21 protein-coding genes are annotated in these 25,198 nt (G+C 71.7%); 12 read left to right on the forward strand and 9 right to left on the reverse strand.

From position 1 onward, the window contains the following. From ABZT02_RS17585 to ABZT02_RS17610, 6 genes are all read left to right on the forward strand, one after another. Positions 1-495, forward strand: a complete 495-nt coding sequence (locus ABZT02_RS17585; RefSeq protein WP_356018766.1) for a DUF2243 domain-containing protein — start codon at positions 1-3, stop codon at positions 493-495. Beyond that, complete coding sequence (locus ABZT02_RS17590; protein WP_356018767.1) at positions 492-1,367, forward strand: cytochrome c oxidase assembly protein; 876 nt, start codon at positions 492-494, stop codon at positions 1,365-1,367. The genes ABZT02_RS17585 and ABZT02_RS17590 overlap by 4 nt, the downstream gene beginning before the upstream one ends. After that, complete coding sequence (locus ABZT02_RS17595; RefSeq protein ID WP_356018768.1) at positions 1,364-1,936, forward strand: hypothetical protein; 573 nt, start codon at positions 1,364-1,366, stop codon at positions 1,934-1,936. The genes ABZT02_RS17590 and ABZT02_RS17595 overlap by 4 nt, the downstream gene beginning before the upstream one ends. A 163-nt stretch (positions 1,937-2,099) precedes the next feature. Continuing rightward, positions 2,100-3,302 carry a hypothetical protein gene (locus ABZT02_RS17600; protein ID WP_356018769.1) on the forward strand — a complete coding sequence of 401 codons (1,203 nt, stop codon included), beginning with the start codon at positions 2,100-2,102 and terminating at the stop codon, positions 3,300-3,302. Between the two features lies 1 nt (position 3,303). Further along, on the forward strand, positions 3,304-3,873 hold the full coding sequence (locus ABZT02_RS17605) for a hemerythrin domain-containing protein (RefSeq protein ID WP_356018770.1): 570 nt from the start codon (positions 3,304-3,306) through the stop codon (positions 3,871-3,873). Positions 3,874-4,002: 129 nt separating this feature from the next. Beyond that, entirely contained in the window at positions 4,003-5,223 is a 1,221-nt protein-coding gene (locus ABZT02_RS17610; protein ID WP_356018771.1) for a PP2C family protein-serine/threonine phosphatase, read from the forward strand. A 26-nt stretch (positions 5,224-5,249) separates the two neighbouring features. On the opposite strand, the gene ABZT02_RS17615 is transcribed toward ABZT02_RS17610, so the two are convergent. Beyond that, entirely contained in the window at positions 5,250-7,151 is a 1,902-nt protein-coding gene (locus tag ABZT02_RS17615) for an ABC transporter ATP-binding protein (protein ID WP_356019004.1), read from the reverse strand. A 78-nt stretch (positions 7,152-7,229) separates the two neighbouring features. On the opposite strand from ABZT02_RS17615, the gene ABZT02_RS17620 reads away from it, so the two are divergent. After that, complete coding sequence (locus ABZT02_RS17620) at positions 7,230-8,276, forward strand: lysylphosphatidylglycerol synthase transmembrane domain-containing protein (RefSeq protein WP_356018772.1); 1,047 nt, start codon at positions 7,230-7,232, stop codon at positions 8,274-8,276. Positions 8,277-8,502: 226 nt separating this feature from the next. Here the strand turns inward: ABZT02_RS17620 and ABZT02_RS17625 are convergent, their stop codons facing one another. The 3 genes from ABZT02_RS17625 to ABZT02_RS17635 all read right to left on the reverse strand — a co-directional run bounded on the left by ABZT02_RS17625 (position 8,503) and on the right by ABZT02_RS17635 (position 12,990). Continuing rightward, a complete protein-coding gene (locus ABZT02_RS17625; RefSeq protein ID WP_356018773.1) occupies positions 8,503-9,729 on the reverse strand; it encodes an NAD(P)/FAD-dependent oxidoreductase in 1,227 nt (408 codons plus the stop codon). A gap of 355 nt (positions 9,730-10,084) precedes the next feature. Next, on the reverse strand, positions 10,085-11,512 hold the full coding sequence (locus ABZT02_RS17630; protein WP_356019005.1) for an FAD-dependent oxidoreductase: 1,428 nt from the start codon (positions 11,510-11,512) through the stop codon (positions 10,085-10,087). A gap of 38 nt (positions 11,513-11,550) precedes the next feature. Beyond that, entirely contained in the window at positions 11,551-12,990 is a 1,440-nt protein-coding gene (locus tag ABZT02_RS17635; protein WP_356018774.1) for an FGGY family carbohydrate kinase, read from the reverse strand. A 288-nt stretch (positions 12,991-13,278) separates the two neighbouring features. On the opposite strand from ABZT02_RS17635, the gene ABZT02_RS17640 reads away from it, so the two are divergent. The 3 genes from ABZT02_RS17640 (at position 13,279) to ABZT02_RS17650 (ending at position 17,078) form a co-directional block, all read left to right on the forward strand. Next, positions 13,279-14,268: a hypothetical protein gene (locus ABZT02_RS17640; RefSeq protein ID WP_356018776.1), complete on the forward strand. Its 990-nt coding sequence runs from the start codon at positions 13,279-13,281 to the stop codon at positions 14,266-14,268. A 40-nt stretch (positions 14,269-14,308) separates the two neighbouring features. Then, on the forward strand, positions 14,309-15,832 hold the full coding sequence (locus tag ABZT02_RS17645; RefSeq protein WP_356018777.1) for an amino acid permease: 1,524 nt from the start codon (positions 14,309-14,311) through the stop codon (positions 15,830-15,832). A gap of 133 nt (positions 15,833-15,965) precedes the next feature. Next, positions 15,966-17,078, forward strand: coding sequence for a mechanosensitive ion channel domain-containing protein (locus ABZT02_RS17650; protein ID WP_356018778.1), 1,113 nt, complete (start codon positions 15,966-15,968; stop codon positions 17,076-17,078). A gap of 252 nt (positions 17,079-17,330) precedes the next feature. On the opposite strand, the gene ABZT02_RS17655 is transcribed toward ABZT02_RS17650, so the two are convergent. Beyond that, entirely contained in the window at positions 17,331-18,863 is a 1,533-nt protein-coding gene (locus tag ABZT02_RS17655; protein ID WP_356018780.1) for a M1 family metallopeptidase, read from the reverse strand. Positions 18,864-19,068: 205 nt separating this feature from the next. Here ABZT02_RS17655 and ABZT02_RS17660 point away from each other — a divergent pair, with 205 nt between their 5' ends. After that, the gene (locus tag ABZT02_RS17660) at positions 19,069-21,288 is read left to right on the forward strand and encodes an NADP-dependent isocitrate dehydrogenase (protein ID WP_356018781.1); all 2,220 of its coding nucleotides are present in this window, start codon (positions 19,069-19,071) and stop codon (positions 21,286-21,288) included. A gap of 130 nt (positions 21,289-21,418) precedes the next feature. Here ABZT02_RS17660 and ABZT02_RS17665 read toward each other — a convergent pair whose 3' ends face one another. Next, positions 21,419-21,748 carry a DUF5713 family protein gene (locus ABZT02_RS17665; RefSeq protein WP_356018782.1) on the reverse strand — a complete coding sequence of 110 codons (330 nt, stop codon included), beginning with the start codon at positions 21,746-21,748 and terminating at the stop codon, positions 21,419-21,421. Positions 21,749-21,795: 47 nt separating this feature from the next. On the opposite strand from ABZT02_RS17665, the gene ABZT02_RS17670 reads away from it, so the two are divergent. Further along, positions 21,796-22,569 carry an N-formylglutamate amidohydrolase gene (locus ABZT02_RS17670; protein ID WP_356018784.1) on the forward strand — a complete coding sequence of 258 codons (774 nt, stop codon included), beginning with the start codon at positions 21,796-21,798 and terminating at the stop codon, positions 22,567-22,569. An 18-nt stretch (positions 22,570-22,587) separates the two neighbouring features. Here ABZT02_RS17670 and ABZT02_RS17675 read toward each other — a convergent pair whose 3' ends face one another. The 3 genes from ABZT02_RS17675 to ABZT02_RS17685 are packed head-to-tail and all read right to left on the reverse strand — an operon-like array spanning position 22,588 to position 25,132. Continuing rightward, positions 22,588-23,073 carry a hypothetical protein gene (locus tag ABZT02_RS17675; RefSeq protein ID WP_356018785.1) on the reverse strand — a complete coding sequence of 162 codons (486 nt, stop codon included), beginning with the start codon at positions 23,071-23,073 and terminating at the stop codon, positions 22,588-22,590. After that, positions 23,070-23,645 (reverse strand): sigma-70 family RNA polymerase sigma factor, encoded by a 576-nt coding sequence (locus ABZT02_RS17680; protein WP_356018786.1) that lies wholly within the window; start codon positions 23,643-23,645, stop codon positions 23,070-23,072. The genes ABZT02_RS17675 and ABZT02_RS17680 overlap by 4 nt, the downstream gene beginning before the upstream one ends. Positions 23,646-23,704: 59 nt before the next feature. Next, the gene (locus ABZT02_RS17685; RefSeq protein ID WP_356018787.1) at positions 23,705-25,132 is read right to left on the reverse strand and encodes a S8/S53 family peptidase; all 1,428 of its coding nucleotides are present in this window, start codon (positions 25,130-25,132) and stop codon (positions 23,705-23,707) included. Positions 25,133-25,198 lie beyond the last annotated feature (66 nt).

Below are 25,198 nucleotides of genomic sequence, written 5' to 3' on the forward strand. Positions count from 1 at the left end.
ATGAGGGCATCCGACCGGCCGGACACCACCCCCGGCACACGCACCGAGCCCCGCAGGTCGATGGCCGTGTGCGCGCTGATCGGGGCCGCGGTGACGGCCGCGGTCGACGAGATCGTCTTCCACCAGATCCTGGGCTGGCACCACTTCTACGACCGTTCCACCGCCGGTGCCGGTCTGCTCTCCGACGGCCTCCTGCACACCGCCGAACTGCTCGCCCTGTGTGCCGGGTTCTTCCTCTACGCCGATCTGCGCCGCCGCGGATCCCTGGCGGCACCCCACGCCTGGGCGGGCCTCTTCCTCGGCATGGGCGCCTTCCAGCTCTTCGACGGCATCGTCGACCACAAGTTGCTGCGCCTGCACCAGATCCGCTACGGCGTCGACGTCACCCCCTACGACGTGGCCTGGAACCTCGCCGGTCTCTTTCTGCTGCTCACCGGCGTGGGCCTCGCCGTGCGCGCGGAGCGGCGGCGCGCCGACGGCCAACCGCCGGTATGACACCCGCGCACCTGCACCCGGGCCCCGCCGGGCCGGGCCCGGCCGAGCTGGTCCTCACCGGGGCCGCGCTGCTGGTGACCGTCGTCTACCTGGCGGCAGCGGGGCGGCTGCGGCGGCGCGGGGACGTCTGGCCCCACGCCCGGGACGCCTCGTTCGCCGCGGGAGGCGTGGCCACGGCCTGGGCGACACTGGGTGCACCCTGGGGCGGCCCCTTCACCCAGCACGTGGTGCGGCACCTGGTCGCCGGCATGGCGGCCCCGCTGCTGTTCGTCGCCGCCCGCCCCCTCACCCTCGCCCTGCGCGCCCTCGCTCCCGGCCGGGTACGGCGGCGCCTGGTGGCCCTCGCGCACTCCGGTGCCGTCGGTCTACTCCTCTTCCCTCCCCTGGCGGCGGTGCTGGACATCGGCGGCCTGTGGCTGCTGTACCGCTCGGAGCTGTTCGCGGCGACGGCGCACCGGCCGCTGCTGCACGGGGCGGTGCAGGTGCACATGGCGGCCGCGGGGCTGCTGTTCACCTTCGCGGTGGGCGGGCTCGATCCCGTGCGCCGCCGTTGGAGTCTCACCGTGCGCGGCGCGACCGTACTGGCCGCCGGTGCCGCGCACGCGGTGCTGGCCCGCACGCTCTACTCCCGGCCGCCGCCCGGCACCGGCTTCACCACCGCCGACCTGCGGCACGGCGCTCAGTGGATGTACTACGGCGGCGACCTCGTGGAAGCAGGACTGGCCGTGCTGATGGGGGTGGCCTGGTACGCCGGCGCCGGGCGGGCCCGAGCCGTCCGTCGGCGCCGGGGCTTTCAGGACAGAGTCGTGGACCGGCACGGCCGGGGCACTCGGAGGCCATCACAGGACTCCGGCAGCCGGAGGGGACCATGAACACGACGGCACGGACCACGCTCGACGGTCCGACGCGGCAGAAACGGCTGGCGATCTATCTCAACGACCACCTGGCCGGCGCGACGGCGGGCGTCGAACTCGCCCGCCGTATGACGCGGGAGCACCGCGACTCGCCCTACGGCGAGACCCTGGAGGGCCTGCGGAAGGAGATCTCCCAGGACCGGCAGGCCCTGGTTCGCCTCCTCGCCGACCTCGACGTCCCCGTCAGGCGCTACAAGACGTACGGGGCGTGGCTCGGCGAGAGGGCCGCGCGGATGAAGCCCAACGGCCGCCTGCTGCGTCGCTCCGGCCTCGCCCTGCTGGTCGAGATCGAGGCGCTGCGGCTGGGAGCGCAGGGCAAGGCCTCGCTGTGGCGCGGGCTGCTCGCCGCGTCGGCGCAGGACTCGCGTCTGGACGCCGACCGGCTGGAGGAGCTGCTGCGCGGGGCGGTGCGGCAGATCAAGACGTTGGACTCCCTGCACGCCAGGGCCGCCACGGCACTGCTGTTTCCCGCGGCGCGGCCGGAACCGGCGTCGACGCCCACGACGGAGACGAGCTCATCGGCCTGACCTCGCCGGCCTCCGCCGGTACGGGCGGGCTGCGACAGGCGGCGCAGACACTCCTCGTCCGTCTGGCCGATTCCGCCCCACCACACTCTTCACCTTTCGGTTACACGCCACAGGCACGGGTACCCGCGCGGCTCCGCTCCGGCCCACAGCCGAGGAGAACCCCATGGGCTTCAACCCACTGGAACATCAAGGCATCCCTCTGGACCGCCAGTTGCGCAACTGGCGCGAGCTCGACGTCGAGCCCGTCGACCCCGACCACGGTGACCCGTACACCAAGTGCCGCATCATCGCGATGAACGGCATCGAGGTCGAGGCGATCCTCTTCAGCCACCAGTTCGCCCGCCACTGTCCCGACCTCGACGTCAAGCGGCAGCTGGCGGAGGTCCGTTACATCGAGCAGCAGCAGCAGAAAGCCGTCAACTGGCTTCTGCCCGGCCTCGCCTCGGTCCTGGAGACGACGATCTCCTACGAGCAGGTCGCGGTCGACCTCACCGGCTGGATCGCCCGCCACGAGCCCGACCCGTACCTGAAGCAGGCGTACGAGTTCGGCGTCCTGGAGGACTTCGACCACCTGTACCGGTACTCCAACCTCTACGAGATGATCGAGCACCGCAAGGCCGAGTCGATCGTCGATGGCCTCACGGAGGTGATGCCGGGACGGCCGACCAAGTTCCACCACCGCCACCCGGCCGACAACGTGCGCGAGCCCTACGACCGTTCGACGGTCAACCCGATCTCCCGGCTGCACGCGCTGACCATCATGGCGGCCGAGCAGCAGACCCTGAACTTCTACCTGAACGTCGGCCCCCAGTACATGGAGCCGATCGCCCGCCAGCTGTACCAGGAGATCGCGCTGGTCGAGGAGGAGCACGTCACGCACTACGAGTCCCTGGTCGACCCGGGCGAGACGTGGTGGGAGCAGCTCGTCACCCACGAGTACAACGAGTGCTACCTCTACCACTCCTTCATGGAGCAGGAGCCCGACCCGAAGGTGAAGGCGATCTGGGAGCTGCACCTGAACATGGAGCTCGAACACCTGCGGATCGCCTGCGATCTGATGCGCCGTCACGACGGCCGGGAGCCGCAGGAGATCCTCGCGCCGGAGCTGCCGAACGTGCTGACCTTCGAGGAGAACAAGCAGTTCGTGCGGGGTCTGCTGGACACCCAGATGGACCTGACCACCTTGGGTACCGGCTATGTCCGGGACGCGCACGAGCGCTTCCAGAAGATGCAGGAGCAGATCCACGGTGGCGAGGAGCCGCCCAGCGAGCGGGTGATGGCCCAGCACCGGGAGATGTTCGGCCGCGAGTACCGCATCGAGTCGGAGGGCGAGCACCCCGACGTCGCCTCCCGGGAGAGGAGCTGACATGGCCGGGATCGCGGCGAGCGACGCCGATGTCGTGGCCCTGCTGATGCGGCAGCACGGTGACATCCGCAACCTCTTCGACGAGGTGGAGCGGACGACCGGGGGCGAGCGCCGGGCGGCGTTCCGCAACCTGGTCCAGCTTCTCGCCGTGCACGAGACGGCCGAGGAGGAGGTCATCCGTCCCTTCACCCGCACCTCCGTGCCGGACGGCGCGAAGGTGGCGGACGAGCGGCTGGCCGAGGAGCGGGAGGCGAAGGAGCTCCTGTCGCGGCTCGACGGGATGGACACCGACGACCCCAAGTTCCTGCCCGAGCTCCAGACGCTGCGCCTGGACGTGATGAAACACGCCCGCGCCGAGGAGCGGTACGAGTTCAACCACATCCGCCGCCACGCGGACCGGGCACGTCTGTCCTCCATGGCCACCGCCCTGAAGGCGGCCGAGGCCGTGGCCCCGACCCACCCGCACCCCGGGACCGAGTCGGCGGCCAAGAACATGGCCCTCGGGCCGATGGCCGCCCTGGTCGACCGCACCCGGGACGCCGTACGCAAGGCCATGGGCAAGGACGGCTGACCGGCCACGCCTCCTAGTCCGGCACGACCATCCTGGGCTGTGGCTTCGGCAGTGACGGCCGCGGCTCAGGAGTCAGGTGTCCGCTCGCGGGTACGCGAGGGGTGTCCGATCGTGCGACGGGGTGGTGGCATGGTGAACACCAGTGACACCGGGTGGATGCTGCGGCGGCTGCTGCAGGCCGCGCACACGGTGACGCTGGAGCAGTTGCCCGGTCTCATCGCCGACCATGCGGGCGCCGCCGGGTTGTACGACGTGGCCGTCTACGCCGTCGACATCCGCGAGACGCTGCTGCGGCAGATCACCGGCCGCGGTCTCGACGCGGCGGCGGGCGGGGAAGAGCTGCGGATCGACGGCACCCTGCCCGGGCGGGCCTACCAACGGGTGACGCTCCTCGCCGAGACACCGCACGACGCACGCTCACGGCGGCGGTGGTGGGTGCCGGTGACCGACGGCGTCGAGCGCATCGGCGTCCTCCGGGCGGACACCGAGGACGGCGACGACCAGGCCGTACGACAGGATCTGCGCGACCTCGCCTCCCTGGTGGCCCTGGTCCTGCTCAGCAAGAGGTCCTTCAGCGACTCCTTCGCCCGGCTGGTGCGCACGGAACCCATGAACGTGGCGGCTGAGATGCAGTGGAAGCTGATGCCGCCGCCTGCCTTCGCCGCCCACGACGTGACCGTGGGTGCCGCGAGCGAGCCCGCCTACGAGATGGGCGGTGACGCCTTCGACTACGCCGTCAGCGGCAGCACCCTGCACCTGTCCGTGCTGGACGCCATGGGCCATGACACCACCGCGGGCATCACCGCGAACGTGGCGGTGGCCGCCTGCCGCAACGCCCGCCGTCAGGGGGCCTCGCTCGCCGAGACGAGCCAGGCCGTCGAGGACGTGCTGGTGGCCCACTTCGGGACCAGCCGCTACGTCACCGGCGTCCTCGCCGAGCTCGATCTCGACACGGGCCATCTGACCTGGATCAACCGCGGTCACCCGCTGCCGCTCGTGATCCGCGACAACCGCTGGACCCTTGAGCTGCCGTGTCCGCCCGCGGGGCCGATGGGTACGGACCTGGGGCTGCCGATCGTCGTCAGCCGCCATCAGCTGGAGCCCGGCGACCGGCTGCTGCTGTACACCGACGGGATCGTCGAGGCCCGTGACGGTGAGGGGCGGCGGTTCGGCCGTGAGCGGTTCACCGACTTCATCGTCCGCCATCACTCCGGCCGCCAGACGCTGCACGAGACCCTGCGCCGGCTGATGCACGCGGTCCTCGACCACCACCGCGGCCGGCTGGACGACGACGCCACCGTCCTGCTGACCGAATGGCGCGCCGCCCACCAGGACCGGCTCACGCCCTGACCCGCATGGCCGTGGCGGCCGGGTGCCTAGGCCACGGTCTCGCCCGCCGCCGCGATCTCCGGCATCCCACCGTCCTGCGCGGTGAACTGGGTCCGGTAGAGCTCCGCGTACCGGCCGTCGAGGGCGAGCAGTTCCTCGTGCGTGCCCCGTTCCACGATCCGCCCGTCCTCGACCACCAGGATCTGGTCGGCCGTGCGGATCGTCGAGAGACGGTGGGCGATCACGATCGCCGTCCTGCCCTCCAGCGCCTCGCCGAGCGCCTCCTGCACGGCGGCCTCCGAGGTGTTGTCCAGGTGGGCGGTGGCCTCGTCGAGAATGACGACCCGCTGGCGGGCCAGCAGGAGGCGGGCGATGGTCATGCGCTGGCGTTCGCCGCCGGAGAGCCGGTAGCCGCGCTCGCCGACCACGGTGTCCAGGCCGTCCGGCAGGGACCGTACGAGAACGTCGAGGCGGGAGCGGCGCAGGGCGTCCCACAGCTCGGCCTCGCTCGCCTCCGGGCGGGCCAGCAGCAGGTTCGCGCGGACGGTGTCGTGGAAGAGATGGCCGTCCTGGGTGACCATGCCGAGGGTGGCCCGCAGGGAGCCGGCGGTCAGGTCCCGGACGTCGACGCCGCCGACGCGGACGGCGCCCTCGTCGACGTCGTAGAGCCGCGGCAGCAGTTGCGCGACGGTCGACTTGCCGGCACCGGACGAGCCGACGAGGGCGACGGTCTGGCCGGGTTCGGCGCGGAAGGAGACGCCGTGCAGGACCTCGGCGCCGCCGCGGGTGTCGAGGGAGGCGACCTCCTCCAGCGAGGCCAGGGAGACCTTGTCGGCGGACGGGTAGCCGAAGCGGACGTCGGAGAACTCGACGGCCACCGGTCCCTCGGGAACCTCGCGGGCGTCCGGTTTGTCCTCGATCAGCGGCTTCAGGTCGAGTACCTCGAAGACCCGCTCGAAGCTGACCAGCGCGCTCATCACCTCGACACGGGCGCCGGCCAGGGCCGTGAGCGGGGCGTACATCCGGGTCAGGAGCAGTGCCAGGGAGACCACGGCGCCGGGTTCCAGGCTGCCGCGCAGGGCGAACCAGCCGCCGAGGCCGTAGACCAGGGCGAGGGCCAGGGCGGAGACCAGGGTCAGGGCGGTGATGAACACCGACTGGGCAGTGGCGGTCCGGACACCGATGTCCGCCACCTGGCGGGCCCGCGCCGCGAACTCCACGGACTCCTGCTCGGGGCGCCCGAAGAGCTTGACCAGGGTGGCGCCGGGCGCGGAGAAGCGCTCGGTCATCCTGGTGCCCATCGCCGCGTTCAGGGTGGCCGCCTCGCGCTGCATCCGGGCCATCCTGCTGCCCATGCGCCGGGCGGGGATCACGAAGACCGGGAGCAGCGCGAGCGCGAGCAGGGTGATCTGCCAGGACAGGGTGAGCATCACCACCAGGGTCAGCAGCAGCGTGACCAGGTTGCTGACCACGCCTGACAGGGTGTTGCTGAAGGCGCGCTGGGCGCCGATGACGTCGTTGTTGAGTCGGGAGACGAGCGCTCCCGTACGAGTACGTGTGAAGAACGCGACCGGCATGCGCTGCACATGATCGAACACAGCCGTGCGCAGATCGAGGATGAGTCCCTCCCCGAGCGTGGCCGACAGGCGTCGGGCGAGGATGCCGAGCGCGGCCTCGGCGACCGCGATGAGGGCGATGAGCAGGGCCAGGCGTACGACCTTGCCCTCGTCGTCGCCCGACACGATCGCGTCGACGACGTCGCCGGCCAGTACGGGCGTGGCCACGGCGAGCAGCGCGGTTCCCACACCGAGCACGACGAAGCGGGCGATACGGGTACGGTGCGGGCGGGCGAACGCGCCGATGCGGCGCAGCGTCGCGCGGGCGAACGGGCGGCGCTCCTGCTCGGCGTTCATGACACTGTGCAGCTGTGTCCAGGCTGTGGTCTCCATGCTCATGGGAGAGAACTTAGAACCTCAAGCGTTATCGAGGTCAACACCCGACCTCCGACCGCCCGACGGAAGGACTCGATGACCGTACGTAAGACCCTGGCCCCGCTTCCGCAACCCGCCGTTGGCGCGGTGGGGAAAGCCTCTCCCGGTGTGACAGCGGTAGAACTCCCCCAGGGACGCCCTCTCCAGCGCCTCCCCGTCCGCCGTATCCGCCAGATCCTGTGTCTGGTCCCCCTCCTGCTGGTCACCGTCGTGGCGGTGCAGCACCGTTCCGTGCTCGCCGAGGGCTTCGGTCACCTGCGGCACGCCGAGTGGCCGTGGCTCGTGGCCGCGATCGGCACCACCTGTCTGACGTGGGTGGCCGCCTCCTTCACCCGGCAGGGCGCCGTGGTGGAGCGGTTGCCCCGGCGGCGGCTGCTGGCCACCCAGTTCGCTGCGGGCGCGGCCAACCATCTGCTGCCGACGGGTCTCGGCGCGAGCGCGGTCAATCTGCGCTTCATGACCGTGTGCGGGGTGCCGCTCGCCCGCTCCTCGGCCGCGCTGGCCCTGTATCTGATGGCGGAGTCGGTCGGCCGGCTCGCCCTGCTGACCGCGCTCCTCGTGGCCTTCCCGGACGCGCTGCGGCTCGGCGCACTGCTGCCCGACACGGCGGCCGGTCCACTGCTGCTGGGCCTGGGCGCGGTGCTGGCGGTGGCCGTGGGTGTCCTCGTCGGTGTCCGCAGGGTGCGGACGGCGGTGGGCTCCTTCCTGCGGACCGCGCTGTGCGAGGCCCGCTCGGTGCACGCCCGCCCGTCCCGGGCGCTCGCCCTGTGGGGCGGTTCGCTCACCTTCCCGGCGCTCCAGGCGGCGGGGCTTGCCGCGGTGGGGCAGGCGCTGGGGTTGTCGGTGCCGCCCATGCACATCGCCCTGGCGTATCTGGCCGCGACCTGCGCGGTGGCCCTGGTCCCCACGCCGGGCGGGGTCGGCTCGGTGGAGGCGGCCCTGGTGGTGGCACTGGTGGCGGCCGGCGGCCCGGCGGCCGTGGCCACGGCGGTGGTGCTCGCCTACCGGATCATCACGGTCTGGGTGCCACTGGTGCCGGGCGCTCTGACACTGGGCGCGCTGGTGCGGCTGAAGGTGATCTGACCCGGACGTCGCTCGCCGGGGGCACGAGTTCGCGGCCCCGGAGTGCCACGGCATGGGCGGGCGGACAGACAGCCTGAACCATGCCGCCCGGGAAGCCTGCGACGCTGGGCGCGCTGGTGCGGCTGAAGGTGGTCCGACCCGGGCGTTCGCACACCGCGGCACGGGTGCGTCGTCCCGGAGCGCCGCGGCATGGGTCGGCGGACGGCCTGCACGGCGCGCGGGTCGTTCACCGGTCTGTGAGGTGTACGCGCACCGGGCCGCCCTCGGGGTCGGCCTGGTGCGTCCAGCGAGCGGTCAGGGTGATGGTCCGGTTAGGGACCGCCGTGCGGAGGCGTTCGCGGTGCAGGGTGCGGCCGTCCTGGGTGACGTGCAGGACTGGGCGGCGGGTCAGCGGGGTCGCCGTGCGCAGGACGTACGGCAGGCGGTCGGCCGGGGTGACGCGGTTCGGGGCGATCCAGAAGAGGGGCGGATCGACCGACAGGGGGACGCTGTCGGGGCGTTCGGCTCCGGTGAGCATCTCCAGGACGGCACCGGCCACGTGCGCGCCCTCACGGGCCGCGGTCGCCGCGCTCTCCGCGGGGTGCAGCACACTGCCGGCGGCGAACACCCCGGACCGCGAGGTGTGCAGCGAACCGTCGATCACCGGGCCGCGGGTGCCGGTGTCCAGGGTCAGGCCGCCGCGCCGGGCGAGTTCGTGATCGGGCACGAAGTCGCCGGTGAACACGACCGTGTCACAGGGCAGTACGGCCGTTCTGCCGTCGCGGTGCCGTACCCGGACGCCCGACAACCGTCCGTGTCCGAGGAGTTCGGCGACCGTGGTGCCGGTGAGCAGCGGGATCCCTTGCCGGAGACGGGCGTCGGCGGCGCGGGCGGGCGTGGTCTGTGCGCGGGGCAGGTCGGTCAGCATGGCGACGACCACCGCTCCGGCGGACCGTACCGTGGCGGCGGCCGCGTAGGAGACGTCCTCGGCGCCGACCACGACCGCGCGCTCCCCGATGCGCTGCCGGTACCGGTGCACGGCCTGCTGGAGTTCGCCCGTGGTGTACACGCCGGCCGGGCGGGTGCCGGGCACCAGCCGTGCGGCGCGCGGCCGTTCGCGGGCGCCCGTGGCCAGGATCACCGCCCGTGCCCGGATCGTCTCCGGGCCGCTCGGGCCGACGGTGTGCAGCGACAGCGGCCCCGCCCAGTCGAGGGCGGTGACTCCGGTGCGTACGACGGCTCCGGCGCGCTCGGCGGCGCTGACGAGGCGTCGGGCGTAGGCGGGGCCGGTCAAGGGGTGCGGCCAGGCGCCGTAGCCGCCGTGAGCGCAGTGCCGTGGCACTCCCCCGGCCTGTTGCTCACGGTCCAGGACCTCGACCCCGGCGACCTGGGCGGCGGCCAGGCGGGCCGCGGCCACGAGTCCGGCGGGACCGCCACCGACGATCAGGACGTCGACCTGCCGTACGGCCGTCATGGGCAGTCCGTCTCGCGCGGCGCCGAGGGCCGGGACTCCGTGCGCGGCGCCAGGAGCCGACACTCCCCACGCAGCACCGAAGGCCAGGACCGCCCGCCCAGCGCCAAGAACCGGGACTTTCTCCACGGCGCAGGCCGCACAGCAGGCCGGATCGACGGGCGGCGACGAAGCGAACCGGGCCGCCGCGCTGGAACGACCGCTGGACACGCCGAGGGCCGGACCTCCCCACGCAGCACCGAAGACCGGGAACCCCCGCGCAGCGCCAGGAGCCGGGACCTTCTCCGCGGCGCCGAAGGCCGGGCCTCCCGGCGCGGCCCCCGCGTCGCCGGCCGCCCGCACCTCTCCCGCCCGCCGCTCACCGCCGCGCCTCCTCGAACAACTCCCGCACCGCGGCCCCGCAGTAGAACCCCTGGCAGCGTCCCGCCCGGGCCCGGGTCCGGCGGCGCAGTCCGTCGAGGCCGGACGGGGGGATCGTGCCGGTGAGGGCGTCGCGGATCTCACCGCGGGTCACGCGCTCGCAGTGGCAGACGAGGGTGCCGTACTCCGGGTCCTCGGCGATGAGTTCGGGGCGTTGGTAGGGGCGCGGGAAGGCCTCGCCGAGGTTGGGCATGCGGACCGGTTCCAGCTCCTCGGCGGGCCCGAGGTCGAGCCCGGTGTCGGCGAGGAGTTCCGCCACGTACGCGGCGATGGCGAGCGAGGCGGTCAGTCCGGTCGACCTGATGCCACCGACGGTGACGTACGCCTGCTCGGGGTGGACGGAGATGCGGTAGTCCTCGTGCTCGGTGGCGGCCCGCAGGCCCGCGTAGACGGCGGTGACCTCCTCGTCCAGCAGGCCGGGCAGGATACGGCGGCCCTTGTCGCGGAGTTCTGCCAGGCCGTCGGCGGTGGAGGATGTGGCCCGCTTGTCGTCCAGGTCCTCGGCGGTGGGGCCGAGGAGGACGTTGCCGTACACGGTGGGAGCGACCAGGACGCCCTTGCCGAGTGCGGTGGGGACGGGCAGGAGGATGTGCCGCACGAGGTCGCGGGCGAACTTGTCGAAGACGAGGAGCTGGCCGCGGCGCGGGGTGACGGTGAAGTCGTCGTGGCCGAGGGCGCGGTCCAGCGTGTCGGCGTGCAGACCGGCGGCGTTGACGAGCCAACGGGTGCGCAGGGCGCCCCGGGAGGTCGTCAGGTGGTGGCCGCCGTTCTCGTACGCGGCCTGCTGCACGCGGGTGTTGAGGTGAAGGTCGACTCCGTGCCGGACGGCCTGGGTGGCGTACGCCAGGGTCGTCGTCCAGGGGCAGATGATGCTCTCGCCGGGGACGTGCAGGGCGCCCAGCGCGCCGGGGCCCAGGTGCGGCTCACGGTCGTAGAGCTCCTCGGGGCCGATCAGGCGGGTGTCGGGGCAGTCGTTGCGCTCGGCCTTCTCCGCCAGGCGGGGCAGGGCGGCGAGTTGTTCCTCGTCCCAGGCGACGAGGAGGGCGCCGACGGGTTCGACGGGGATGCCGGTCGCTGCCGCGTACGCGGCGAGCAGCCTCGCGCCCTCGCGGACCAGGCGGGCCTCCAGGGAGCCGGGGGCGGCGTCGAAGCCGGTGTGCAGGATGGCGGTGTTCGCCTTCGAGCTGCCCTGCCCTATGTCGTCCTGTGCTTCCACGAGGGCGATGCGGAGGTGGGGGTGGCGGGCGAGGGAGCGGGCGATGGCGGTGCCGATCACTCCGGCGCCGACGATGGTGACGTCGTACGGAGATGAGGGGAGGAGGCCTCGGCGGGTTACGGTCGCGTTTTTCGGCCGCGGCGCCGTCACGGCCGGTCGCGCCGTTCCCCGCGCCCCCACGGGGCGCGTCATCGGGGCGTTTCCTCGAGCAGGGCCGTGACCGCGCTTCGAAAGCGTGCCCGGCGCTCCGCCGCCTTCTCCGCCGACACCCTTGGCTCGTACACCGCGGCCGGCTTCCAGACCGGCAGGGCGTCAGCCAGGTCCAGGCCGGGTTCCGCGCCGAGTCGCGCCAGCGTGCCCACGCCCAGCGCCGTCGCGTCCGGTAGCGCCGACACCTCCACCGGCCGTTGCAGCAGGTCGGCCTGGGTCTGCATGAGGAGGGTGGAGCGGGTGAGGCCGCCGTCCACACGCAAGGCGTCCAGGGGTGAGTCGAGTTCCGCCGAGGCGGCCTCGACGAGCTCCACGACCTGGGCCGCCAGGCCCTCGCAGAGTGCTCGCACCAGATGCCCGGGGCCGGTGTCGAGGCCGAGGCCGGTGAGGGAACCCCGAAGGTCGCCCCGCCACCACGGGGCCGCGAGCCCGGCGAGGGCCGGGACGAAGGTGACCCCGCCGCTGTCGGGCACCGCACCGCCCACCGCGTCGAGGTCGGCGGCGCCTTCGATGACGCCGAGATCGGTGAGCCAGCGGACCGCGGACGCGGCCGTGTAGACCTGGCCGTCGAGGCAGTAGCTGGTCCGCCCACCGAGCCGCCAGGCCACACAGCTCACCAGTCCCGAACCGCCGCGCCGGGGCTCGGACCCGGTGTGCGCGAGCAGGAACGCACCTGTCCCGTAGGTGCACTTGGCGCCGCCGGGTGCCGTGATCCGCTGGGCCAGCAGGGCGGCCTGCTGGTCCACGGCCAGACCGGTGAGCGGAATCTCCGGGCCGAACGCCTTTGTCGCACCGACCTGTCGGGCATTGTCGACGACCTCGGGGAGCCGTTCGCCTGCGAGGCCGTACAGGTCGAGGGCACGCCCCGACCACTGCACACGGTCCAGGTCGAGGAGCTGGGTGCGCCCGGCGGTGGCGGCATCCGTGACAAAGGCACCGGTGAGCCGGTGGACCAGCCAGGCGTCACTGGTGGTGACGACTCCCTCGCGGGTGAGGTGCCGTCGTATCCAGGCCATCTTGGGCGCGGCGAAGTACGGGTCCAGCGGGAGGCCCGTCAGGTCACGCAACTCGGCTTCATGAGTGCGGAGTTCGGCGCACACGCTGTCCGCCCGGCGGTCCTGCCACACGAGCGCGCCGGTGAGCGGCCGGCCCGTCGCCGGGTTCCAGGCGAGCACGGTCTCGCCCTGGTTGGCGAGGCCCAGCGCGACCACGGGTTCGCCCGCCTCGGCCAGTGCCCGCGCACCCGCGTCGATCACCGAGTCGTACAGCTCCGCGGGATCGACCTCGACCAGTCCGCCGGACAGGTGGCGGGGCCGCACCTCGGCGAATCCGGTGCCGATGACACCGCGTCCGGGGCAGATCACCAGGGCCTTGGTGCCGGATGTGCCCTGATCGACGGCGAGCACCGGACCTGTCATCACGCCCCTCCCTGAGTGATCACGGTCCGACAGCCTGCCGTCGCCGTCCGTACCGCGTCAAGCCGCTCCCACCAGCGGTTACTCGGCCCCGTTGACTGGCTGATGACCAGTCAACTTCCGTTGTCTGAGAAGAAGTTCTCAATGATCCGGAAGGTGGTGTGCCGTCGGATGCCCGCCTTTATAGTGACCGCCGACCGACGCGCGATCTCCTCAACCGCCGCCCCGAGGAGGGCTGTTGTTACTCCACCCTGCCGTCCTGCCCGGTCCCGCGTCCGGGGCGGGCAGGTGATGGCCAGAGAAGGAGCACGCCCCGCCTACGATCCCGCCGGCCACGACCCGGAACTGCGCGCCGCCCTCCAGGAGGTCCGCGCCGGGCGCTGGATGTCGATGCGCAGCCTGCTGGAGCGGACCACCGCCTGGTGGCAGTGGACCCAGCGCACCCAGGTGCTGGCCGCGGCGGCCGCGGGGACCGACGTGGTGCGGACCTGGCTGGCCGAGGAGCCCGGCAGTGTGCCGGCCACGGTGATGCGGGCCCGGGTCGCCGTGGAGCGCGCGCTGCGGGCCCGGCGCGAGCGGCACCGCCGTACGCACGAACTGTGGATCGAGGCCTGGGACGTCAGCCGGACCGCCGCCCGGGTCGCGGCCCACGACCCGGTGCCCTGGGTGTGTCTGCTGGCCCTGGCCCAGCTGGACCACCGGCTGCTGTGGGAGGAGCACCGGGCCGGACCGCCCGGGCCGATGCTGCCGCCGGGGCCGTGGGGGCTGCTGGCGGAGGCCGACAAACGGGACCCGCACAACCGCGAGGCCCACCACCGCATGCTGCAGTTCCTGTACGCGCGGGCGTCCTCGGGACGGCTGGCGGAGGCGGTCGGCTATGCGCACTGGGCCGCCGAATCCGCTCCGCCGGGTTCCGCGTTGCATGTCCTGCCGCTGTATGTACGCGTCGAGCGGTACCGGCGCGGTGCCGGGCACAGTGCCGCGCTCGACCTGCACTGGGTGGCCGAGGACGCCGTCCGGGAGGCAGGCCGGGCCCACGACGCCTGGTTCGCGCGGGCCCCCGCCGAGGAGCGCACCCCGCTCGACCTCAACCATCTCGCCCATGCCCTGTGGGGCGCGCTGCGGTTCGAGGAGGCGACCGAGGTGTTCGACGCGCTCGGCCCGTACTACACGCCCCTGCCGTGGTCCTACCGCGCCGACGCGAGTGGCGAGCAGGGGCGGGGCGTACAGATCTTCCTCCAGGCGCGGGCGCGCAGCCGGTCCGCGGCGCACGGTCCCTGAACACCCGTACCTTTCACGCCACTTCATCGGAGGTCTCCGTATGTCGTCCGAACCGACGGTCTCCCCGGAAGTCCCGCAGCCCGACGAGGAACAGCGCCTGCGGGAACTCGGCTACCGGCCCGTACTGGCCCGCCGCATGGGCGGCTTCGGCAACTTCGCGATCAGCTTCTCGGTGATCTCGATCCTGTCCGGCTGCATGACCCTGTACGGCTTCGGCATGGGGGCGGGCGGCCCCGCGGTGATGCTGTGGGGCTGGGCGGGTGTCGGCCTTTTCGTGCTGTGCGTGGGACTCGCGCTGGCCGAGGTCACCAGCGCGTATCCGACGTCCGGCGCCCTGTACTACATGGCGGACCGGCTCGGCGGCCGTCGCTGGGGCTGGTACACGGGTTGGCTGAACCTGCTCGGGCTGCTCGGCGCGATCGCCGGGATCGACTACGGTGCCGCCCTGTTCGCCGGCGCCTTCGCCAACCTCCGGTGGGGTTTCGAGCCGACCCCCGCGAAGACCATGATGATCTTCGGGGCGATCCTGTTGCTGCACGCCGTACTGAACCTGTTCGGGGTGCGGCTGGTCTCCGTGCTCAACTCGATCAGCGTGTGGTGGCACCTGGCCGGCGTGGCGGTGATCGTCGGCGCTCTGTGGATCGTTCCGGACAGCCATCAGTCGCCGTCCTTCGTGTTCACGCAGTTCGTCAACGACACCGGCTGGCACAACCCGGTCTACGTGGCCGCGATCGGTCTGCTGCTCGCGCAGTACACCTTCTCCGGCTACGACGCCTCGGCCCATCTGTCCGAGGAGACCTCCAACGCCTCGGTGTCGGCGGCCAAGGGCATCGTGCGCTCGATCTGGGTGTCGTGGATCGCCGGGTTCGTGCTGCTCGCGGGACTCACCTTCGCGATCCAGGACTACGACGCCACGCGGACCAGCGCGACCGGGGTGCCGCCCGCCCAGATCCTGCTCGACGGACTCGGCACGGACGGCGCGAGCGCGCTGCTCGTCGTGGTGATCGTGGCGCAGCTGTTCTGCGGCAACGCCGAGGTGGCCGCGGCCAGCCGGATGGTGTTCGCGTTCAGCCGGGACAAGGCCCTGCCGGGCTCGGCGCTCTGGCGGAAGGTCAGCGCCCGCACCCAGACGCCGGTCGCCGCCGTGTGGCTGTCGGTGGTGGTCGCCGGCGTACTGGCCCTGCCCTCGCTGTACTCGGCGACCGCGTACGGCGCGGTGACCGCGATCAACGTCATCGGCATCACGCCCGCGTACGCCATCCCCGTGCTGCTGCGACTGCGCGCGGGGAGCCGTTTTCAGCCGGGTCCGTGGAGCCTGGGCAGGTGGAGCAGGCCCATTGGATGGACGGCCGTGGTGTGGGTGGCCTGTGTGACGGTGCTGTTCTGTCTGCCGCAGTCCTCGCCGGTGACGGTGGACACGATGAACTACGCCTCCGTGGCCCTGGCCGTCGTCCTGCTTCTCGCCACGGTGTGGTGGTTCGTGGCCCGGCGTTCCTACGGAACGCCCACGACGGCCGCGTACTCGGACCGGGAGCAGGCCGAACTCTCCGAGGGCATCGTCTGAAAGCAGGCGATCCGGCCTCCTGCCAGGTACGAACTGCTGTGGCGGATACGGCAGGATGAGCGGTCGCGTCGGCCACGGAACCTTCACACGGCGGACGCGATCGCACATCCCGCACTTTCGAACAGGTGGCAACATGACGGCATTTCAACGGGATCTCACCATGGACGACATGGTCGGCGCCGGCATCGCCGTGGTCGCGGGCCTGGTGGCGGCCTTCCTGCTGCGCATGCTGCTCAAGTGGCTGGGCAAGCACGCGGACCGCACCAAGTGGGGCGGTGACGACGTCCTCGTGGCCGCGCTGCGGACCGTGGTGCCCTCGGCGGCGGTCGCGGGCGGCATCGCCGTCGCCGCGGCGGCCCTGCCGCTGACCAAGGGGGTCCAGCACACCGTCAACCAGGTCCTGACCGTGCTGCTGATCTTCGTCGTCACGGTGGCGGCGGCCCGGCTGGTCGCGGGGCTCGTACGGACGGTCACCGCGTCCCGCTCCGGAGTCGCCGGTTCGGCCACGATCTTCGTCAACATCACGAGGGTGCTGGTCCTGGCGATCGGCTTCCTGGTCGTGCTCCAGACCCTGGGCATCTCCATAGCGCCCCTGCTCACCGCCCTCGGCGTCGGCGGTCTCGCGGTCGCGCTCGCCCTCCAGGACACCCTCGCCAACCTCTTCGCGGGCATCCACATCCTCGCCTCCAAGACGGTCCAGCCCGGCGACTACATCCGGCTGGCCAGCGGCGAGGAGGGGTACGTCGAGGACATCAACTGGCGCCAGACGACCGTGCGCGCGCTCTCCAACAACCTGATCGTGGTCCCCAACGGCGAGCTCGCCAAGACGAACATGACCAACTTCATGCGTCCCGAGCAGCAGTTGACGATCCTGGTCCAGGTCGGGGTGGCGTACGACAGCGATCTGGAGCACGTCGAGCGGGTCACCTGCGAGGTCGTCACCGAGGTCATGACGCGGGTCGAGGGCGCGGTCCCCGAGCACGAGCCGCTGGTCCGCTTCCACACCTTCGGCGACTCCCGGATCGGCTTCACGGTCATCCTGGGCGTCGGCGAGTTCAGTGACCAGTTCCGCATCAAGCACGAGTTCATCAAGCAGCTGCACAGGCGCTACCGCGAGGAGGGCATCCGGATCCCGGCGCCGACGCGGACCGTGGCGCTCCAGCAGGGCTCGGTGTCGATTCCGCACCAGCGCGGGGCGGAGACCGTGATCGAGCCGGGCGAGGTGTCGTCCGCCCGGCTCGACTAGGTCATGCCCTTCGGACCGGTCCGGCGTTGCGGAACGGCGCACCGGGCCCGGCTCGTACGGGGGCGAACGGCGCGCCGGGCCTGGCTCGTACGGGGGCGACGATCCGGCGCCCCCCGTACGGCCGGTACGGGCCCGCGCCCCCGGTCGGTCGTTCAGGCCGGGCGTACGGCACGTCGGCGCCCGACGGCTCCGTGAAGCCGGGCGGCGCGGGCCGTCCGGGCTGATCGGGAGCGCCGGCCCCGCCGTGGTCGGCTACAGGGTGGCCGAGTTGTCGTGCGGGGCGCTCGGCCGGCTCTGCGGCTGCCGCAGCGCCGAACTCACCGGCGTCGCCGTCCAGTCCGGGTGACCGGGCATCCTCGGGGTCCTGGTGCCGTAGAGCCAGGCCCCCAGGAAGCCCGACTGGTCGACGCCGGAGACCTCCGAGGCGACCGCGATGTAGTCCTCCGTCGACGCCGAGGCGTTGCGGAAGCGCTCCAGGAACGTGGACTCGATCGCGCCGAAGACGCTCTCGCCGACCTGCTGGCGCAGCGCGTACAGGACGAGGACGCCACCGAGGTAGCGCTGGCTGTCGAAGAGGTTGGCCTCGTTCGGGGCGGCGACGGGGCCGGAGGACTTCCGCCACTGGTCGCCCCGCGCGTACGTGTCCTTCATGCGGGCTTCCATGGTGGTGAGGCCGAGTGAGTCGGTCCAGCCGCGCTCGTAGCGGTACAGCAGCCCGTAGAAGTCGGCGTGGCCCTCGTTGAGCCACAGGTCGGACCAGGTCGCCGGGCTCACGCTGTTGCCGAAGTAGGAGTGGACCAGCTCGTGCATCATGTGCGAGCCGATGCTCTTCTCCGCCTGGAGCAGGAAGTTCGGCTTGTACAGGGTGAGGGTCTGGGTCTCCAGACCCGTGAAGTCGAAGGCGTCCGAGGCGTCGCTGTTGCAGGGCAGCAGGCCGTACGTCTCGAAGGGGAAGGCCCCGAGCCGCTGCTCGATCCAGCTCACCAGGTTCGGGGTGAGGGCGAGGGCGGGCTCCAGGGCGGTGGCCCGGGCGGTCGGGACGACGTCCCTGAGCGGGAGCCCGTGCGGGCCCTGACGGTCCTTGATCACGTAGTCGCCGACCGTGATCTGCACGATCTCCGTGGCGATCGGCTCCCGGGACCGGTAGCAGTACGCGGTCCGGCCGTCGCCGAGGTCCTCGGTGCCGACCAGGTGGCCGCTCGCGACACCCTTGAGACCGGCCGGGACGGTGATGCGGAAGCTGAAGTCCGCCTTGTCCGAGGGGTGGTCGTTGCAGGGGAAGACGGTGTGCGCCGCGTTGGGCTGGGGGCAGACCGCGAAGCCGTCGGGGGTGGGCACCCAGGCGGTTGGGGTGACGGCGGCGCGCGGGTCGGCCGTGTACGTCACGGTCACGGTCGCCGTGGCCTGGGCCGCCAGCGAGGTCGCCGGGGTGATCCGCAGCTTCTCGCCGACCTGCTCCCGGGCGGCCCGGACGCCGTCGAGCAGCACCTCGTGCACGTCGAGGCCGAGCGCGTCCAGGGAGAGGCGGCTGAGCTCCTGGGTGGTGGTGAGCGTCAGGGTCGCCGTCGCGTCGACGAGCCGGGTCGTGGCGTCGTACGCGAGGTCGAGGTGGTACGCGGAGACGCGGTAGCCGTCGTTGCCGAGGCCCGGGAAGACGGGGTCCCCGAGGGTCTCCGGGCCAGGGGTGGCGGTTGCCGGGTCCGCGTGCGCCGGGGCGGCCACGGACAGGGCCGCCACGGTGCCGAGCAGAGCTGCCGGGGCCGTCACTCTGGTGCGATATCTCATGGTCTGCTTTCCCTCGGGCGACCGGTCGGTCGGGTCCGGCCGTCGGATGACTGCGATCAACGTGCATGACCACAAGATCGGCCGCCTCGGTTGCCTCGGGGGATGTACGGGATCTCGGAAACAGTCGAGGACCGCTGTCGAGCCCGGCTCGATCACGAGATATCTTGATGTCGAGCAATGTTGCAGACGTGGAGCGGAGCACCCGGTGACTGACTCGACTATCATCTATACACACACTGACGAGGCCCCGGCCCTGGCGACGTATTCCTTCCTGCCGGTGGTCCAGGCGTACGCCTCGCAGGCGGGTGTCTCCGTGGAGACGCGGGACATCTCGCTGGCCGGGCGCATCATCGCCGTGTTCCCGGAGTACCTGACCGAGGACCAGCGGATCCCGGACGCCCTGCACGAGCTGGGCGAACTGGCGAAGACGCCCGAGGCCAACATCATCAAGCTGCCGAACATCTCGGCGTCGATCCCGCAGCTCAAGGCCGCCGTCGCCGAGCTGCAGGCCCAGGGCTACGCGCTGCCGGACTACCCGGACGACCCGAAGACCGACGAGGAGCGGGACATCCAGGCCCGCTACGACAAGGTCAAGGGCTCCGCCGTGAACCCGGTCCTGCGCGAGGGCAACTCCGACCGCCGCGCCCCCGCCTCGGTCAAGAACTACGCCAAGAACCACCCGCACCGCATGGGCGCCTGGTCGTCGGAGTCCAAGACCAACGTGGCGACCATGGGCGTGGACGACTTCCGCTCCACCGAGAAGTCCGTCGTGATCTCCGAGGCGGGCTCGCTGAAGATCGAGCTGGTCGGCGACGACGGCTCCACCACCGTGCTGCGCGAGTCCGTACCGGTCCTCGAGGGCGAGGTCGTCGACGCCTCGGTGCTGCACGTGGCCCCGCTGCGCGAGTTCCTCACCGCGCAGATCGCCCGCGCCAAGGCCGAGGACGTGCTGTTCTCCGTGCACCTCAAGGCCACGATGATGAAGGTCTCCGACCCGATCATCTTCGGTCACGTGGTGCGCGCGTTCTTCCCGAAGACCTTCGCGCAGTACGGCCAGACGCTCGCCGCGGCCGGCCTGACCCCGAACGACGGTCTGGGCGGCATCTACAAGGGCCTGGAGTCCCTGCCCGAGGGCGCCGAGATCAAGGCGTCCTTCGACGCCGAGCTCGCCGAGGGCCCCGCCCTGGCGATGGTCGACTCCGACAAGGGCATCACCAACCTGCACGTGCCGTCCGACGTCATCGTCGACGCCTCGATGCCGGCCATGATCCGCACCTCCGGCCACATGTGGGGCCCGGACGGCCAGGAGGCCGACACCCTCGCGGTCCTGCCGGACTCGTCGTACGCCGGTGTCTACCAGGCCGTGATCGAGGACTGCCGTGCCAACGGCGCCTACGACCCCTCCACCATGGGCTCGGTACCGAACGTCGGCCTGATGGCGCAGAAGGCCGAGGAGTACGGCTCCCACGACAAGACCTTCGAGATCCGGACGACCGGCACGGTCCGCCTCGTCGACCAGAACGGCAATGCCGTCATCGAGCAGACGGTCTCCGCCGGCGACATCTTCCGCGCCTGCCAGACCAAGGACGCCCCGATCCGGGACTGGGTCAAGCTGGCCGTCACCCGCGCCCGCGCCACCGGCAGCCCGGCGGTGTTCTGGCTGGACGAGACCCGCGCCCACGACGCCAACCTGATCGCCAAGGTCAACACGTACCTGGCGGAGCACGACACCGAGGGCCTGGACATCCGGATCCTGAACCCGGTCGAGGCGACCAAGCTGTCGGTGGAGCGCATCCGCCGCGGCGAGGACACCATCTCGGTGACGGGCAACGTCCTGCGTGACTACCTCACCGACCTCTTCCCGATCCTGGAGCTGGGCACCAGCGCCAAGATGCTGTCGGTCGTCCCGCTGATGGCGGGCGGCGGCCTGTTCGAGACCGGCGCCGGCGGCTCCGCCCCGAAGCACGTCCAGCAGCTGGTCAAGGAGAACTACCTGCGCTGGGACTCCCTCGGTGAGTTCTTCGCGCTGGTCCCGTCCCTGGAGCAGTACGCCGACTTCACGGGCAACTCCCGCGCCAAGGTCCTCGCCGACACCCTCGACCGCGCCACGGCGACCTTCCTCAACGAGGACAAGTCCCCGACCCGTCGCGTCGGCGGCATCGACAACCGCGGCAGCCACTTCTACCTGTCCCTGTACTGGGCCCAGGAGCTGGCCGCGCAGACCGACGACGCGGACCTGGCGAAGGCCTTCGCTTCGCTCGCCGAGACCCTCGCCGCGAACGAGCAGAAGATCGTCGAGGAGCTCAACGCCGTCCAGGGCGAGTCCGCCGACATCGGCGGCTACTACCAGCCCGACCCGGCCAAGGCCGCGAAGATCATGCGTCCGTCGACGACATGGAACGAGGTGCTGGCGTCGCTGAGCTGACGCCCACCCGCTGTGCGACTCCGCCCCGGTCGGCTTCTGCCCGGCCGGGGCGGGGGCGTGTCCGGAGGCGCTTGCCCGAAGGCGCTTCCCAGGGGGCGGCGCGTGCCGGGATCTTATCCGGCGCGGCGGCTCACCAGTCCCGTGTGCCGATCAGTTCCTCCACGTCCGCGTCCTCGAAGCCGTAGGTCCGGGCGATGAACCAGAACTCCTCGGCTATCTTCTCGCGGGCCACGGTCTCGATGTCCAGGTCGTCGTCCTGGAGGTCGTTGAACTCCTCGGTGGCGGCCTGGGTCAGGACGTACAGCGCGGCCAGGTCGGCGGGCCGGTCCGCCTCGATCCGCTCGCACAGACGCAGCAGGATGTCCTTGCCCCGGTCCACCGCACGGTCGGGGTACCAGCCGTCCCGGTAGAGCGTGTCGAGGAACGGGTGGGCGGCCACCCGCTGGTTGCTGATGTTCATGCTGAGATGGTGCACCACGCCACTGACAACGCCCCGGGAGCAGCCGTATGCCCTCTTTCGACCTGTTGCCCGGTGCCGCGGAGTCGCCGGTGATCCTTCATGTCCCGCACTCGGCGCGGGAGATCCCGGCCGAGGTGCGGGCCGGGATCGTGCTGGACGACCTCGCGTTGGAGCGGGAACTCGACCACATCGTCGACGCGCACACGGCGGAGATTGCCGAGGAGGCGGCAGGGCGGGCCGCTCTGAGGCCGTGGCGGTTCGTGAACCGGTTGTCGCGACTGGTCGTGGATCCCGAGCGGTTTCCGGACGGGCGGGAGGAGATGCTCGCCGTGGGGATGGGGGCCGTGTACACGCGGACCACGCACCGGGAGGACCTGCGGCCGGGCGATACCGATCCCGGACCGCTCATCGCGCGCTACTTTTGGCCGTACGCCCAAGCCATGACCGACGCCGTGGCCCAGCGACTGGCCGTCACCGGGCGGGCCGTCGTCATCGACGTGCACTCCTACCCCAGCGCGCCGCTGCCCTACGAGTTGCACGGCGAGGGGCCGCGGCCGCCGGTCTGTCTTGGTACCGATTCCTTCCACACGCCGCCCGAACTGCTCGCCGCGGCCCGGGAGGCGTTCGGGGAGGTCGGGCTGGACAGTCCGTTCAGTGGGACCTACGTGCCGCTGGAGTTCTACGGTCGCGATCCCCGGGTGAGCGCCCTGATGGTGGAGATCCGGCGGGACACGTACATGACGGAACCGGGCGGCCCCGCCGGGCCGGGGCTCCACGAGCTGGCACAGGCACTCGCCGCCCTCGTGGACGCCCTGGCCTGACTCCGCCCGGAGCATCCTTCAGACGGTCAGCCAGTCGGTGACGATCACTCCTTCGCCGGTCCGCAGCCGTAGCGCGAAGGGACCGGCGGGGGACGCCTCGCAGGTGAAGCGGCCCATGTCGTCGGTCGTGAGCGGCACGCCCGCCTGTGGGCCGCTGAGCACCTCGATCCGGGCCGACTGGGGCGGCAGCACCTGCCCCATCAGGCCCTGCGGGGTGAGTTCGACGTCGACCGTCACCTCGCCCGCGTGGAAGGTCAGCATCCGCGGCGCCCCCGTCGCTCCCCTCACCGGGAGGGCGTCCACCACCGAGTCGAAGGTGAGTTCGACGATCCGGCTGTCCAGGTCGTGCAGCGCGAACGCCTCGACGGCGATCTGCCGCAGGGCGGGCGGTACCGGGTCCAGGATGGCCGTCGCCTGCCGGAGCTCCTCCTCCAGCAGTTCGAGGGTGAACTCCTCGTCCGGCAACGCCTCTTCGTCGAACACGTCGTCGTTCATGTCGCTCATACCGCCCCCCGGGCTTCGAGCCGCGCCCGCAGCCGCCTCAGGCAGCGCTGGCGCAGTGGTCCGATGCTGCCCACCGCGATCCCCAGGGCGGCGGACACCTCCTGGTAACCGGGCTTCGGCGAGGCCATCAGGATGCGCAGCAACTGCCTGCACCGCTCGCCGAGTTCCTCGAACTCCTGCCACAGGTGCCGGACGCGCTCGCTCTGGGCGGCGGCCTCCTCGGAGTCGATGAACGACTGCTCGGGCGTACGGTCCTCGCTGATCCGGTCCAGGAGCTGCGGATCGTCCGTGACGGTCAGCCGTCTCAAGCTCTTGAGCACCTTCAGGCACTCGTGGCGTGCGGTGCTCGCCAGCCAGGACTTGGCCTTGTCGGGTTCGCGGATGCGTCCGAGGTGCTGGGCGAAGCGGAACCACACGGTCTGGTAGACCTCGTGTGCGTCGGCGTCGGAGAGCCGGTGCGCGCGCACCACGGCCCACACCAGTGGGCTCAGCCCCTCCACGAGCGCCTTCCAGGCCGCCGCGTCACCGTCGACGGCGGACTGGACCAGCACACCGACATCTGCTCGGTCCACGGTCCCACCCCTCGTGTACGGCAAGTCATCGTACGCCGTGGAAGGGACCGCTCCGGCCCTCATGTGCCGACCGGGCGCTGCACGACCGGCACAGGGCGCCAGCCGGCCGGCTTCAGCGCGGGGACGTGCGCCCCGCGCACTTCGGCGAACTGCGTGGTGGAGGCAAGCAGTTGCTGCCGGGCGGCGCGCGGGTCGGTCTCCTTGTTCGCGGTCATGTGGGCGGCGACCAGCCCTGCCACGACCGGGGTCGCGAAGGAGGTGCCGCTCCAGTGCGCGTACCCCTCGAACATCACCTGATCCGGCTTGGCGGTGGTGCCGTCCTCGCTCAACACGCCGACGTGGGAGGGGGCCTGGCAGGTGCACACGTAGGTGAAGCCGTACCGGCAGGCCTCGTAGGTGGAGTGCTGGTAGAGGTACGGAACCGGTGCGTCGAAGCCGGTGAGGGTGCTGGTGAGGCGCTCGCCGGGAGCGTAGACCTTCACCCAGGAGCCGTGGTTGCTGAAGCAGGCGCCGAACTCACCGTCGCCGCGCAGCGCACCGACCGACAGGACGACGTCCTGGTAGTCGGGCAGGTCGGCGTAGGCGGCGGGCCAGAAGGGGCTGGCGCTGGCGTTGTTGCCGGCCGCGGCGACCAACAGGGTGCCGTGGGCGCGCAGTTCCTCCATGAACGCGTCCATGCCGAGCAGTCCGTCGGTGCGGCCGTTGGAGGTGCCCGCGGAGAGGCTGATGATGTCGGGCCAGCCGTTGGCGACCGCCTCGAAGAGCTTCTCGCCGAGCTCGGACTCCAGGATGGCGCCCGCGTCGTTGAGGGTGCTGCGGACGGTGATGTCGGTGTTGGGCGCGACGGCCGCGAGGACACCGGCGATGAACGTGCCGTGGCCGACGTACTGGAGGAGGTTCCCGGCCCCGTCGGTCTCGGTGCCGTGCAGGTCGCCCTCGACGCGGGCGAGCAGCGGGACGAGGGCGTGGTCGTGGGTGAGTCCGTTGTCGACGACCAGGACGCCCACGGCGGTGTCGGGGTCGTGACCGGCTTCCGCGGGGGCCGGGTTGGTGCCCTGGCTGAGCGCGGCGGGCACGGGTTCGTCGCCGGGGCAGGAGTTGACCGCGATCGACACCACGTGGTTGCGGCTGACCAGGCGGTGTCCTGCGCGTCCCTCCCGTTCGCTCATGGCGCGCAGGGCGTGGGTGACGGCACGGTCGCCGCGCCGGTCGCCGTGGCCCGGGTCGCCGACCTTGATCCGGGTGATGCCCGAACGGTTGGTCTCGGGGCTGTCCCGCTGTACGTAGTCGCCGGTCAGACCGGTCGCCTCGGTGAAGTGGGTGCGGACGGTCTCCTCGACGAGTGCCGCGTCCCGGCCGTCCCGGGCCAGGACCACGCCCTTCTCGTAGATGAACTCCGAGGCGTCGTCGGGCCCCAGTGCCAGCGGGACGTCGGGCATGGAACGCTGGATCTGGTCGAACTGCTCGTGGAATCGCTGTGGTGCCATGGCGTGTCCTCCCACTGGGGCGGCGGTCGTCAGTCAGAGCCGCGGGACGGGTGATTGATACAGCGC

The organism is Streptomyces sp. NPDC005402 (assembly GCF_040606575.1).
Taxonomy (GTDB): domain Bacteria; phylum Actinomycetota; class Actinomycetes; order Streptomycetales; family Streptomycetaceae; genus Streptomyces.

What these genes read in the sequence shown, in the direction of transcription:
- ABZT02_RS17650 (WP_356018778.1), top strand. Translation starts at nt 15,966, where the DNA reads ATGACGGCATTTCAACGGGATCTCACCATGGACGACATGGTCGGCGCC.
- ABZT02_RS17590 (WP_356018767.1), top strand. Translation starts at nt 492, where the DNA reads ATGACACCCGCGCACCTGCACCCGGGCCCCGCCGGGCCGGGCCCGGCC.
- ABZT02_RS17675 (WP_356018785.1), bottom strand. Translation starts at nt 23,073, where the DNA reads ATGAGCGACATGAACGACGACGTGTTCGACGAAGAGGCGTTGCCGGAC.
- ABZT02_RS17595 (WP_356018768.1), top strand. Translation starts at nt 1,364, where the DNA reads ATGAACACGACGGCACGGACCACGCTCGACGGTCCGACGCGGCAGAAA.
- ABZT02_RS17610 (WP_356018771.1), top strand. Translation starts at nt 4,003, where the DNA reads ATGGTGAACACCAGTGACACCGGGTGGATGCTGCGGCGGCTGCTGCAG.
- ABZT02_RS17620 (WP_356018772.1), top strand. Translation starts at nt 7,230, where the DNA reads ATGACCGTACGTAAGACCCTGGCCCCGCTTCCGCAACCCGCCGTTGGC.
- ABZT02_RS17655 (WP_356018780.1), bottom strand. Translation starts at nt 18,863, where the DNA reads ATGAGATATCGCACCAGAGTGACGGCCCCGGCAGCTCTGCTCGGCACC.
- ABZT02_RS17600 (WP_356018769.1), top strand. Translation starts at nt 2,100, where the DNA reads ATGGGCTTCAACCCACTGGAACATCAAGGCATCCCTCTGGACCGCCAG.
- ABZT02_RS17605 (WP_356018770.1), top strand. Translation starts at nt 3,304, where the DNA reads ATGGCCGGGATCGCGGCGAGCGACGCCGATGTCGTGGCCCTGCTGATG.
- ABZT02_RS17635 (WP_356018774.1), bottom strand. Translation starts at nt 12,990, where the DNA reads ATGACAGGTCCGGTGCTCGCCGTCGATCAGGGCACATCCGGCACCAAG.
- ABZT02_RS17685 (WP_356018787.1), bottom strand. Translation starts at nt 25,132, where the DNA reads ATGGCACCACAGCGATTCCACGAGCAGTTCGACCAGATCCAGCGTTCC.
- ABZT02_RS17585 (WP_356018766.1), top strand. Translation starts at nt 1, where the DNA reads ATGAGGGCATCCGACCGGCCGGACACCACCCCCGGCACACGCACCGAG.
- ABZT02_RS17670 (WP_356018784.1), top strand. Translation starts at nt 21,796, where the DNA reads ATGCCCTCTTTCGACCTGTTGCCCGGTGCCGCGGAGTCGCCGGTGATC.
- ABZT02_RS17615 (WP_356019004.1), bottom strand. Translation starts at nt 7,151, where the DNA reads ATGGAGACCACAGCCTGGACACAGCTGCACAGTGTCATGAACGCCGAG.
- ABZT02_RS17640 (WP_356018776.1), top strand. Translation starts at nt 13,279, where the DNA reads ATGGCCAGAGAAGGAGCACGCCCCGCCTACGATCCCGCCGGCCACGAC.
- ABZT02_RS17645 (WP_356018777.1), top strand. Translation starts at nt 14,309, where the DNA reads ATGTCGTCCGAACCGACGGTCTCCCCGGAAGTCCCGCAGCCCGACGAG.
- ABZT02_RS17625 (WP_356018773.1), bottom strand. Translation starts at nt 9,729, where the DNA reads ATGACGGCCGTACGGCAGGTCGACGTCCTGATCGTCGGTGGCGGTCCC.
- ABZT02_RS17665 (WP_356018782.1), bottom strand. Translation starts at nt 21,748, where the DNA reads ATGAACATCAGCAACCAGCGGGTGGCCGCCCACCCGTTCCTCGACACG.